Source organism: Kribbella sp. NPDC049174 (assembly GCF_043197365.1).
Taxonomy (GTDB): Bacteria; Actinomycetota; Actinomycetes; order Propionibacteriales; family Kribbellaceae; genus Kribbella.
The window spans coordinates 91,240-103,066 of record NZ_JBICSZ010000017.1 but is presented as its reverse complement, the minus strand read 5'-3'; the positions used below and the strand labels follow the sequence as shown (position 1 = coordinate 103,066).

Genomic DNA, 11,827 nt, shown 5'->3' with positions numbered 1-11,827 from the left:
GAAGAATCATCCAATGCCTGTGAACGGGGATAAAACAATTTCGGCATTGACTTTCGGCACGCTGTTGAGTTCTCAAGAATCGGACGCACACCGCGTCCAGACCTTTCGGCCAAGGACTCCGGGGCAACCTGCGTTACTGTACCGGAGCAGATCCACCGAGTCAAGACCCGATTTTCTGATCCTCCACCCACGTGGCGGCTACCGGCCCGAGTCAGACGACGCGGTTCGGCTCAGCTAGCCTTGGGGGGTTCGGAGCGACCGGCCGCTTTCGCGTCCCGCGCCTCGCTCCAACAAGAAGAACATTACGTGGCTTCGAGGTGGCCGGTCAAATCGGTTCCCGGTGGGCAGGATCACACGGTTGTAATTTGCTCTCGGCATCCACTTTGTGGGAGTGGGGAGGGAGGCCCCGAAGGCACCTCCCCTCGCGCCGGCATCCCACCCGGGCAGCAGGTTCAGCCACCCGCCGACGACGCCAGAACCCCTGCAAACGAACGCTTTCCGCGTCGCAGCACCAGCACTCCACCCGGCAGCAGGTCATCGGACCCCGGTACGTACTCGGCGTCCTTCACCTTCTCGTTGTTGAGGTACCCACCGCCTTCGGCCACCGTCCTGCGCGCGGCCGACTTGCTGGCGACCAGACCGGACTTCACGAGCAGGTCGCCGTACGTCGGCATCGGTTCGCCGGCGCCTAGTTCGACGTGGGGTGCTTCGCGGAGTGCGGCGACCAGTGTGGAGCCGTCGAGAGAGGCGAGCTCCCCCTGGCCGAAGAGCGCCTTCGACGCCTCCTGCACTCTCCTGGTCTCCTCCTCGCCGTGCACCAGCGTGGTGACGTCCTCGGCGAGCAGTCGCTGGGCCTCACGTGCTTGTGGTCGTTCCGCGGTCGCCTGCTCGAGTGCGGCGATCTCCTCCGGTGTCCGGAAGGTGTAGAACCGCACCAGCTGCATCACGTCGCGGTCGTCGGTGTTGAACCAGAACTGGTAGAACGCGTACGGCGATGTCAGCTCCCGGTCCAGCCACACCGTGCCGGACTCCGTCTTGCCGAACTTGGTGCCGTCAGCCTTGGTCACCAGTGGTGTGGCCAGTGCGTGCGCTTTGCCGGCCTCGGTACGACGGATGAGCTCCACACCAGCCGTGAGGTTGCCCCACTGGTCGCTGCCACCTGTCTGCAGTGTGCAGTTGTGGCGGCGGTAGAGCTCCAGGTAGTCCAGTGACTGCAGGAGCACGTAGCTGAACTCGGTGTAGCTGATCCCCTGCTCCAGCCGCGCCTTCACCACCTCCCGGCCGAGCATCCGGTTCACCGGGAAGTGCTTACCGATGTCACGGAGGAAGTCGAGGGTGTTGAGGTCCTTCGTCCAGTCGTAGTTGTTGACGATGCGACCGGGGTTCGGCAGGGCTTGGTCGAAGTCGATGAACTTCTCCACCTGGCCGCGGACCTTCTCGACCCACTGCTGGACGACGTCCTTCGGGTTCAGCACCCGCTCGGAGCTCTCCTTGGGGTCGCCGATCAGCCCGGTGGCGCCACCGACGAGGCCGATGGGGTTGTGGCCGGCCAACTGGAGGCGGCGCAGCGTCAGCAACTGCAGCAGGTTGCCCATGTGCAGGCTGGGCGCGGTGGGGTCGAAGCCGACATAGGAGGTGATCGGTCCGGCCGCCATCGCGGCCCGCAGGGCGTCTGGATCGGTGGAGTGCGCGATCAGGCCGCGGCTCTCCAGGTCGTCGAGTACCTGGGTGCGGCGTTCGGTCCCGCTGTCGGTCACTTGTCTCTCCTCGAGTACGTCGGTCGACTACAAGTGTCCTGTATGCGGCCTATGTGGCGTCCGGGCGGGTCAGGACGGCCTGGAGCTGAGGACGGAGCGCGTGGCCGTCGGGTGCATGCACCGTGGCGGCCGTCGGACGGTGCGGGTCGTGGGCGCCCGGGTCCGGGTTGGGGACCGGGAGACCGTGCGACAGCACCTGCTCGGCCGGGGTGAGCTGGCGGATGCCGATGGCCCGGACGTGCTCGGGGTGGGTCTGCGCGAAGTCGCCGTACAGCTGCGGGTCGTGCTGGCCGTCGTCACCGATCAGGACCCACCGGACGTTCGGGAATTCGGCGGCGAGGCGGCGTAGGGCCGAGCGCTTGTGCTCCTGACCGCTGCGGAACCACCCGGTGTTGGTCGGTCCCCAGTCCGTGAGCAGCAACGGCCCGGCCGGGTACCCGTGCCGCGCCAGGAAGCGGGTCAGCGTGGGTGCGGTGTTCCAGGCGCCCGTGGAGAGGTAGAAGATCGGCGCGCCAGGGTGGTCTGCCAGGAGCTCGGCGTACATCTCGGCCATGCCTGGTACGACGCGACGCGCCTGCTCGTCGCGGACGAACGTGTTCCACGCAGCGATCAGTGGACGCGGCAGCATCGTCAGCATCACCGTGTCGTCGATGTCGCTGACCAGTCCGAGGGTGACGTCCGGGTCCGGGACGTAGACCCGTCCCCGGGCCTCTCGCTCGCCGTGCACACCCAGGTTGACCTCATGCCAGCCCGGGGGCAGCACTACCGGCACGGACAGGTCGACGAAGCCGCCGCGGTCGGTCAGGGCCTCGAACGTCTGCCCGCTCACCGTGACCGTGACCTTCACCTTGGTCGCCGGTGCGGTGACGAAGACGCGCCAGCCGCGCACCACGTGGTCCTCGTCGTACCGGGGCTGGTTGCGCGGGTCCCTGCTCAGTACGACGCGCGCCATCACCCGGACGAACTGCGTGGTGCCGTAGCCGACGTGCGGGATGATCCGTTCCCGCCAGCCGCGACGCCGCAGGATCGCCTGCACCCCGATGTTGAACCAGTCCTCGAGACGGGACGCGTAGTGCGGACGGGCCATAGTCCGAAACCTACCCGGAGCAGGGGCAACTACGCCTGCTGCCCCACCCGCTGGGAAGACCTTTACCGAACTGCCGGAAGTCCTTTGAGAACTGTCGGCGGCGGCCTCTACGGTCTTCGCATGACACAGACCTCTGCCGCTCTCGGGATGTGCTTCCCGCGGACCTACCCCGCTGCCCTGGTGACCGACGTGGCCCGCCGCCTGGATCAGGGCGGCGCGGACGAGCTGTGGATCATCGAGGACTGCTTCTACACCGCCGGACCGTCGCTCGTGTCCGCCGCCCTCACCGCGACCGAGCGGCTCACGGTCGGCGTCGGCATCCTGCCGGCGGTTGCCCGGACCGCGGCCGTCACCGCGATGGAGCTGGCCACCCTGGACGCGCTCGCGCCCGGTCGGTTCCTGCCCGGCATCGGCCACGGTGTGCAGGAGTGGATGGGCCAGATGGGGGTCCGGCCCAAGTCGCCGCTCACCGCACTGGAGGAGGTCACCACCGCCGTCACCAGGCTGCTGGCCGGTGAGACCGTGAGTGTCGAGGGCAAGACCGTGTATCTCCAGGACGTGAAGCTGGACGCGCCGCCGGTCCAGCCGCCGCCGATCCTGCTCGGGGTCATGGGCCCGAAGTCGATGGCCTTGGCCGGGCGGGTCGGGGGCGGGATCGTGCTGGCTGAGCCGGCCACACCGTCGTACGTGCGGCAGTCGGTCGAGTACGCCGGTTCGCCGGAGGGTTTCGTGGTCGCGGTGTTCAGCGCGTTCTGCGTGCGGAGTGATCGCAAGACGGCGTACGAGTGGACCGCGCCGTGGCTCGCGGCCCGGATCGACGACAACCACCCGGGGCTGAAGGCGCTGCCGTTCTTCGACGATCTGAAGAAGCTGTACGACGAGTCCGGTGCCGACGGCCTGGTCGGGATGCCGGTCGACTGGTGGACCGAGATCGGCGCGGTCGGGACGCTGGACGACGCGGCCGCGCACATCGAGGCGCTGGAGGCTGCCGGCGTGCACCACATCGGGCTGTTCCCGGACCCCGAGGTGGAGCACGGGCTCCCGCAGCTCGACCACGTGCTGGAGCTGGCGAACCGCTAGCTGCGGCGTTTGGGGACGTGCGGGCGGTACGGCGAGACAGTCGGGTCACCCGGGATCCAGAAGCGCCACGGGCGGTCGGCGGCTTCGCGGAGGCCGACCCGTGGTCCGGTGGACGGTTCGCCGTCGAAGCCGGGGCCGGGGAGCAGCTGGACGTGGGAGGTCTTGGACAGCAGGTCGGCGCCGTTGTGGTCCCGGCCGATGCCGAGCGCCACGCACATGCGGGCCGGACCGCGGGCGAGATCGCGGTCCGGGTTGCCGTTCGGCCGCTTGGCGACCGGCCCCGGCAGTAAGCCCCCCGACCGCCCAGGCAGTACACCGGCGGACTGGTTGAACTTGCCGTCCGGGGTGCTGGGCAGGCGGCGGGCGCGGGCCAGCTCGAGACCTTCGACGATCTCGCCGGCCCGGAGCAGGACCGCCGACGGCCGCCCGTCCGGCCCGACGCTGATGTTCATGCAGAAGTGCATGCCGTAGGTGAAGTACACGTAGAGGAAGCCGGGCGGGCCGAACATCACCGCGTTGCGGGGTGTCTCGCCGCGGTAGGCGTGTGACCCGGGATCGGACGGACCGTCGTACGCCTCGACCTCGGTGAGGCGGACGGCGACCGTGCCCTCGTCCGTGGTGCTGCGCAGGACCATGCCGAGAACCTTCGGAGCCACCTCGAGGACGGGGCCCGCGAGCAGCGAGCGGCGTACAGGCATGCGCAGCACCCTAGATGAACGCGTCCTCAGGCGAGACGTGCCCCAAGCGTCGCGGCGCGGGCGCGGAGTTCCGTCAACTGCTCGGCGACGCGCTCCCCCGCTGTACCGCCACGGGTGTTGCGGGACGCCAGCGAACCCTCGACCGTCAGCACCGAGCGGACGTCCGGAGTGAGCTCCGGCGAGATCGCGGCCAGGTCGGAGTCGGTCAGGTCCCACAGCTCGATCCCGCGCTTCTCGCACTCCTGCACGCAGGCACCGGCGACCTCGTGGGCGACCCGGAACGGCACTTTCTGCCGGACCAGCCACTCCGCGATGTCGGTGGCGAGCGAGAACCCCTGCGGCGCCAGCTCCTCCAGTCGCGACGTGTTGAAGCGCAGCGTCCGGATCATCCCGGTGAACGCGGGCAGCAGCACCTCGAGGGTGTCGATGGAGTCGAAGACCGGCTCCTTGTCCTCCTGCAGGTCCCGGTTGTACGCGAGCGGCTGCGCCTTCAGCGTCGCCAGCAGGCCGCTCAGGTTGCCGATCAGCCGGCCGGCCTTGCCGCGGGCGAGCTCGGCGATGTCCGGGTTCTTCTTCTGCGGCATGATGCTCGACCCGGTCGAGAACGCGTCGTCCAGCTCGACGAAGCCGAACTCCTTCGTCGCCCAGATGATCACCTCCTCGGCCTGCCGGGACAGGTCGACGCCGATCTGCGCGGTGACGAAGGCGAACTCCGCCACGAAGTCGCGGGCCGCGGTCCCATCGATCGAGTTCGCCGACGAATCCGTGAAGCCGAGTTCACGAGCGACGTACTGCGGGTCGAGGCCGAGCGAGCTGCCGGCCAGGGCCCCCGATCCGTACGGAGAGTCGGCGGCCACCCGGGCGTCCCAGTCGGCGAGCCGGTCGAGGTCGCGGATCAGCGGCCAGGCGTGCGCGAGCAGGTGGTGTGAGAGCAGGACCGGCTGCGCATGCTGCAGGTGGGTGCGGCCCGGCATCGCGACGCCGAGGTGCTTCTCCGCCTGCTCGGCCAGCGTGTTGACCTGGTCCAGCACGAGCCTGCTGATGATGCGGCCGTGCTCGCGCAGGTACCCCTTGAACAGCGTGGCGACCTGGTCGTTGCGGGACCGGCCGGCCCGGAGACGTCCGCCGAGCTCAGCGCCGAGCCGCTCGAGCAGACCGCGCTCCAGGGCCGTGTGCACGTCCTCGTCGTCCTCGGCCGGCAGGAACTTCCCGGTCAGTACGTCGTCCAGCAGCCCGTCCAGCCCGGCCAGCATCGCGGACAGGTCCTCGTCGGTCAGCAGCCCCGCTCGGTGCAGCACCTTCGCGTGCGCCTTCGAGCCAGCGATGTCGTACGGCGCCAGCCGCCAATCGAACTGTGTCGACTTGCTCAGCGCCGCCAGGGCATCCGCCGGCCCACCCGCGAACCGGCCACCCCACAGGGCAGCACTTTCTCCAGTACTCAACTCACAGTTCCTTACTTGTGTTCGCGGGCTGCCAGGGACAGGAAGCGGGTGGCCAGGGCCGGGCCGCCGGTGGGGTTCCGGGAGACGACCATGACGGTGTCGTCGCCGGCGATGGTGCCGAGTACGTCGTCCAGTCCCACGTGGTCGATCGCCGACGCGAAGTACTGGGCCGCACCCGGCGGGGTTCGCAGGATCACCAGGTTGGCACTGCCTTCCGCCGAAACCAGCAGTTCAGACGCGACCCGGGCCAGGCGGGCCTCGAAGGCGGCGGCCTCACCGGCTCGCGGCGTACGGTCACCGCCTTCACCCGGTACGGCGTACACCAGTTGTCCGCTCGAGTCGCGGACCTTCACCGCACCGATCTCGACCAGGTCGCGCGAGAGCGTCGCCTGCCCGACGACGAGCCCGGAGGCCGACAGCAGGTCCGCGAGCTCGGTCTGGGAACGCACCGGCTGCCGCCCGAGCAGGTCGACGATCCGTTGCTGCCGAGCGGTCTTCGTAGTCGGTACGGCGATACTCATGAGCTGAAGTTCCTTGCCAGCAGCCACGACAGCAGCGCCTTCTGCGCGTGCAGCCGGTTCTCCGCCTCGTCCCAGACAACCGACTGCGGACCGTCGATCACGGCCGCGTCGATCTCCTTGCCCCGGTACGCCGGCAGACAGTGCAGCACGATCGCATCGGCGCTTGCCTTCGACATCAGTTGCTCGGTCACCGCATACGGGACGAACGGTGCCTCCCGCAACGACGCCTCGGCCTCCTGTCCCATCGACACCCAGGTGTCGGTGGCAACGACATCGGCACCGTCGACCGCCGCATGAGGATCAGCGGTCCACCCGGCCGAGCCACCTGTCTCCGCCGCGATCGCCTCAGCGCGCGCGAGTACGGCGGCATCCGGCTGGTACTCCGAAGGCGACCCCACGACCACATGCATCCCGGCGGTCACCCCACCGAGCAGATACGAGTGCGCCATGTTGTTCGCACCGTCGCCGAGGTACACCAGCTTCAGCCCGGCCGTGGACCCCTTGTGCTGCCGCACCGTGAGCAGGTCCGCGAGGATCTGGCACGGATGGAACTCGTCGGTCAGCGCGTTGATCACCGGCACCCGGGACACGGCGGCCATCTCGTCGATCCGGCTCTGCCCGGAGGTCCGCCAGACGATCGCCCCGACCTGCCGGTCCAGCACCCGCGCGGTGTCGGCGATCGGCTCACCGCGGCCCATCTGCGAGGTCTGCGCGTCGATGATCAGCGGTACGCCGCCGAGCTCGGAGATCCCGACCGCGAACGAGATCCGGGTCCGGGTCGACGTCTTGTCGAAGATCACCGCGACCGTCTGCGGCCCGGCCAGCGGCTTGTGCCCGTACCGGTCCGTCACCAGCTGCTGCGCCAGCGTCAGGACCTCGTCCTGCTCGACCGGGCTCAGGTCGTCATCACGGAGGAAATGCCTGGTCATCCCGCCCCCACCTGGTCGAGCAGCCCCGGGAGAGCCGCGACGAAACTGTCGGCATCAGCCTTGCTCAGGATGTACGGCGGCGCCAGCCGCAACGCGTTCGGGATCGGATTGTTCACCACGAACCCGGCCTCCAGCGCGAGCGCCGCCACCTGGTCGGACACCGGCTGGGTGAGCTCGATCGCGAGCAGCAGCCCGCGGCCGCGGACACCGGCGATCAGCGGATGGTCGAGGGCGATGATCGACGAGGCCAGGTGGTTGCCGACGGCATTCACGTTGGCGAGCAGCCCGTCCCGCTCGATCACGGTCAGCACGGCCAGCCCGGCGATCGCGGCGACCGGGTTGCCGCCGAACGTGGTCCCATGGTTGCCCGGCTGCAGCAGGTCCGCGGCCGGGCCCAGCCCGATGCAGGCACCGATCGGGATCCCCGCGCCGAGGCCCTTCGCCACCGTCACCAGGTCCGGTGTGATCCCGTCGGCCTCGTAGGCGAACCACGTCCCGGTCCGCCCGATCCCGGTCTGGATCTCGTCGATCCACAGCAGCGCGCCATGCTCGGAGGTGATCCGCCGGGCCGCCTGCAGGTAACCGGCCGGCGGTACGACGACGCCGTTCTCCCCCTGGATCGGCTCGAGGATGACGGCCGCCGTCTCGTCGTCGACCGCCGCGGCCAGCGCCTCCGCATCGCCGTAGGGGACGAACTCCACGTCACCCGGCAGCGGCGCGAACAGCTCCCGGTACGCCGGTTTCCAGGTCACCGCGAGCGCGCCCATGGTCCGGCCGTGGAAGGCGCCGACGGTGGAGACGATCTTGGTCCGGCCGGTGCGACGGGTGATCTTGAACGCGGCCTCGTTCGCCTCGGTGCCGGAGTTGGTGAAGAACACCTTGCCGGGGACGTCGAAGAGCCCGAGCAACTTCTCGGCCAGCGCGATCTGCGGTGCGGAGGCGAAGAAGTTCGACACGTGCCCGAGGGTGGCCAGCTGACTGGTCACCGCGGACACCACGAACGGGTGCGCGTGGCCGAGGCAGTTGACCGCGAGCCCGCCGAGCAGGTCGAGGTACTTGTTGCCGTCGGCATCCCACAGGTACGCGCCCTCACCGCGGACGAGCACCCGCTTCGGCGCGCCGAAGGTGTTCATCAGCGCACTCGAGTACCGCTCGGTCAGCGCACTCTGCGTGCCGTCGACGGTCAGCAGTTCGGTCATGAGGGAATCACCTGGGTTCCGCTTCCGGCGTCGGTAAAGATTTCCAGCAGCAGCGAGTGCGGGACCCGCCCGTCGATCACGGTCGCCCGGGACACGCCCGACTCGACCGCCCGCAGACAGGCCTCCATCTTCGGCACCATGCCCGACGCCAGCGACGGCAGCAGCTCGGCCAGTTCGGCGGCGTCGATCTGGGTGATGATCTCGTCGCTGTCCGGCCAGTTCCGGTAGAGCCCGGCCACGTCGGTCAGGACGACGAGCTTCTCGGCACCGAGCGCGACCGCGAGAGCCGCCGCGGCGGTGTCCGCGTTGACGTTGTGTGCCAGGCCGTCCTCGTCCGGCGCGATCGTCGACACCACCGGGATCCGGCCCGCGTCGATCAGGTCGACGACCGCCTCCGGCCGTACGTCGACCACGTCGCCGACCAGCCCGATGTCGACCGACTCGCCGTCCACCATCGCCGTACGGCGCTCAGCGGTGAACAGACCGGCGTCCTCGCCGGACATCCCGACCGCGAACGGGCCGTGCGCGTTCAGCAGGCCGACCAGCTCGCGGCCGACCTTGCCGACCAGGACCATGCCGACGACGTCCATCGCCTCCGGGGTGGTGACCCGCAGCCCGCCGCGGAACTCGCTGTCGATGCCGAGCCGGCTGAGCATGTCGCTGATCTGCGGCCCGCCGCCATGCACGACGACGACGCGGACCCCGGCGTACCGGAGGAAGACGATGTCCTCGGCGAAGGCGCGCTTGAGTTCCTCGTCCACCATCGCGTTGCCGCCGTACTTCACCACGACGGTCTTGCCGTGGAACTGCTTCAGCCAGGGCAGCGCCTCGGTCAGGACCGCGGCCTTCTCCACGGCGGCCGCGTGACTCGTCGTCAAGCTCATGAGGAGTACGCCGAGTTCTCTTCGACGTACGCGTGCGACAGGTCGGTGGTGAGGACCGTGGCCGACGCCGGGCCGGCGTGCAGGTCGATCACCACGTCGATCTCGAGACCGCTCAGATCGGCCTCGGACCGGTCGACACCCTTGCCGCCGGCCACGCAGATCGGCGCCCCGTTCAGCGTGATGTCGAGGAGCGACGGGTCGAACGCGGTGGGGGCGTTGCCGACCGCCATCGCGATCCGGCCCCAGTTCGGGTCGGAGGCGAAGAACGCGGTCTTGCACAGGTTGTCCTCGGCAACGACCTTCGCGGCGGCGATCGCCTCGGCCTCGGTGGCCGCGCCCTGGACCGTGATGCTGACGTGCTTGGTGACACCTTCCGCGTCGGCCTGCAACTGCTTCACCAGGTCAGCAGCCAGAACTGTCAACGCGGCCTCGAAGTCGTCCGCCCCGACGGTCACACCGGACGCGCCCGAGCTGAGCAGGAGCACGGTGTCGTTGGTCGACGTACCGCCGTCGACGTCGAGCCGGTTGAACGTCTTGCCGACCGCGTTCCGCAGCGCGTGGTCGAGGTGCGGCTGGTCCAGTACGGCGTCCGTCGTGATGACGCTGAGCATGGTCGCCATGTTCGGCGCGCACATGCCGGCGCCCTTGGCGAACCCGCCGATGCTCCAGCCGTCGGGGTGCTTCAGCACCGCCTGCTTCGGCACGTTGTCGGTCGTCATCACCGCAGTGGCTGCGGCCAGCCCGTGCTCAGGACCGTTGCCCAAGGCAGCTACGGCAGCATCGATTCCGGGGATGAGCGCGGACATCGGGAGCCGCTCGCCGATCAGGCCGGTCGAGCAGACGCCGATCTCGGCCGCGCCGACGCCGAGCACCTCGGCCAGCTTCTCGGCAGTCTTGTGGGTGTCCTGGAAACCTTCCGGTCCGGTACAGGCGTTGGCGCCGCCGGAGTTCAGCACGACGGCCTTCAACTTGCCGGCGGTCAGAACCTGCTGGGACCACAGGACCGGCGCTGCCTTCACCTTGTTGGTGGTGAAGACACCGGCGGCCACGTCGTACGGGCCGTCGTTGACGACGACGGTGAGGTCCGGTGTGCCGGCCGGTTTGATCCCGGCGATCACCCCGGCCGCACGGAAGCCGGCCGGCGCGGTGACCCCGGCGCTCCGATCGACTTGAGTGTCCGAGGTGACTGCAACGGTCACGGTGCTACTCCGATGAGGGGAAGGGCCGTGGTCTCGTCGAGACCGGTGGCCAGGTTCATGCACTGCACGGCGGCGCCGGCGGTGCCCTTGGTGAGGTTGTCCATCGCGGCCACGATGACGGCGCGGCCGGTGCGCTGGTCGAGGGCGAGCTGCAACTGCACGGTGTTCGCGCCGAGGGTGGCCTGCGTCTGCGGCCACTGCCTCTCGGGCAGCACGTGCACGAACGGCTCGTTGCGGTAGGCGTCCTCGTAGGCTTTCCGCAGCGCGGCAAGATCGGTGCCGTCGGCAATCGGCGCGCTGCAGGTGGCGAGGATGCCGCGGGACATCGGCACCAGCACCGGGGTGAACGAGACGCTCACGGGCTGGTCGGCGTACGGCGTGAGATTCTGCTCGATCTCCGGGGTGTGCCGGTGGACGCCGCCGACACCGTACGCGGTGGCCGAGCCCATCACCTCGGCGCCGAGCAGGTGCGGCTTCGGTGCCTTGCCGGCGCCCGACGTACCGCTGACCGCGACCACCACCAGCTGGCCGGGATCGACGAGGCTGTTCTGTACGGCGGGCAGCAGGGCGAGCGTGGAGACGGTGGGATAACAGCCTGGTACGGCGACGCGGTTCGTGCCGCGGAGCTTCTCGCGCTGACCGGGGAGCTCCGGGAGCCCGTACGGCCAGGAGCCGGCGTGCTCGCCGCCGTAGAACTCGGTCCACACCTCGGCCTCGGTCAGACGGAAGTCCGCGCCGCAGTCGATCACGGTGACGTCCTCGCCGAGCTGCTCGGCGATTCCGGCGGACTGTCCGTGCGGAAGGGCCAGGAACACCACGTCGTGACCGGCGAGATTCTCCGCCGTGGTCTCGACCAGGGTGCGCCCGGCCAGTGGCACGAGGTGTGGATGGTGCTGCCCGAGCGGCGTCCCGGCGTTCCCTCCGGCGGTGAGCGCGCCGATCTCGACCTCAGGATGCGCACTCAGCAGCCGAAGCAGCTCACCCCCCGCATATCCGCTGGCCCCGGCCACCGCCACCTTCACACTCATATG

The 11,827-nt window shown here is 69.4% G+C and carries 11 protein-coding genes; 1 reads left to right on the top strand and 10 read right to left on the bottom strand.

All coding sequences use genetic code 11. The features are described 5' to 3' along the window. Positions 1-452 precede the first annotated feature (452 nt). Positions 453-1,757, bottom strand: a complete 1,305-nt coding sequence (gene tyrS, locus ACGFIF_RS42840) for a tyrosine--tRNA ligase (RefSeq protein ID WP_393163412.1) — start codon at positions 1,755-1,757, stop codon at positions 453-455. A 49-nt stretch (positions 1,758-1,806) separates the two neighbouring features. Then, positions 1,807-2,844 carry an App1 family protein gene (locus ACGFIF_RS42835; RefSeq protein ID WP_393163410.1) on the bottom strand — a complete coding sequence of 346 codons (1,038 nt, stop codon included), beginning with the start codon at positions 2,842-2,844 and terminating at the stop codon, positions 1,807-1,809. Between the two features lie 120 nt (positions 2,845-2,964). Between ACGFIF_RS42835 and ACGFIF_RS42830 the strand changes: the two genes are divergently transcribed. Next, positions 2,965-3,924 carry an LLM class flavin-dependent oxidoreductase gene (locus tag ACGFIF_RS42830; RefSeq protein WP_393163408.1) on the top strand — a complete coding sequence of 320 codons (960 nt, stop codon included), beginning with the start codon at positions 2,965-2,967 and terminating at the stop codon, positions 3,922-3,924. Here the strand turns inward: ACGFIF_RS42830 and ACGFIF_RS42825 are convergent. The 8 genes from ACGFIF_RS42825 to argC are packed head-to-tail and all read right to left on the bottom strand — an operon-like array spanning position 3,921 to position 11,824. Further along, a complete protein-coding gene (locus tag ACGFIF_RS42825; protein WP_393163406.1) occupies positions 3,921-4,622 on the bottom strand; it encodes a DNA-3-methyladenine glycosylase in 702 nt (233 codons plus the stop codon). The two genes, ACGFIF_RS42830 and ACGFIF_RS42825, sit on opposite strands and share 4 nt — an antisense overlap. Positions 4,623-4,648: 26 nt before the next feature. Next, positions 4,649-6,064 carry an argininosuccinate lyase gene (argH, locus tag ACGFIF_RS42820; protein WP_393163404.1) on the bottom strand — a complete coding sequence of 472 codons (1,416 nt, stop codon included), beginning with the start codon at positions 6,062-6,064 and terminating at the stop codon, positions 4,649-4,651. Between the two features lie 11 nt (positions 6,065-6,075). Then, complete coding sequence (locus ACGFIF_RS42815) at positions 6,076-6,585, bottom strand: arginine repressor (protein ID WP_393163402.1); 510 nt, start codon at positions 6,583-6,585, stop codon at positions 6,076-6,078. Then, a complete protein-coding gene (gene argF / locus ACGFIF_RS42810) occupies positions 6,582-7,514 on the bottom strand; it encodes an ornithine carbamoyltransferase (RefSeq protein ID WP_393163400.1) in 933 nt (310 codons plus the stop codon). Before argF ends, ACGFIF_RS42815 begins: the two co-directional genes overlap by 4 nt. Beyond that, a complete protein-coding gene (locus tag ACGFIF_RS42805; RefSeq protein WP_393163398.1) occupies positions 7,511-8,713 on the bottom strand; it encodes an acetylornithine transaminase in 1,203 nt (400 codons plus the stop codon). The genes argF and ACGFIF_RS42805 overlap by 4 nt, the downstream gene beginning before the upstream one ends. Then, positions 8,710-9,597 (bottom strand): acetylglutamate kinase, encoded by an 888-nt coding sequence (gene argB / locus ACGFIF_RS42800; protein WP_393163396.1) that lies wholly within the window; start codon positions 9,595-9,597, stop codon positions 8,710-8,712. Before argB ends, ACGFIF_RS42805 begins: the two co-directional genes overlap by 4 nt. Further along, positions 9,594-10,796 (bottom strand): bifunctional glutamate N-acetyltransferase/amino-acid acetyltransferase ArgJ, encoded by a 1,203-nt coding sequence (gene argJ, locus ACGFIF_RS42795; protein WP_393163394.1) that lies wholly within the window; start codon positions 10,794-10,796, stop codon positions 9,594-9,596. Before argJ ends, argB begins: the two co-directional genes overlap by 4 nt. After that, positions 10,793-11,824 carry an N-acetyl-gamma-glutamyl-phosphate reductase gene (gene argC, locus ACGFIF_RS42790; protein ID WP_393163392.1) on the bottom strand — a complete coding sequence of 344 codons (1,032 nt, stop codon included), beginning with the start codon at positions 11,822-11,824 and terminating at the stop codon, positions 10,793-10,795. Before argC ends, argJ begins: the two co-directional genes overlap by 4 nt. Positions 11,825-11,827: the final 3 nt, after the last annotated feature.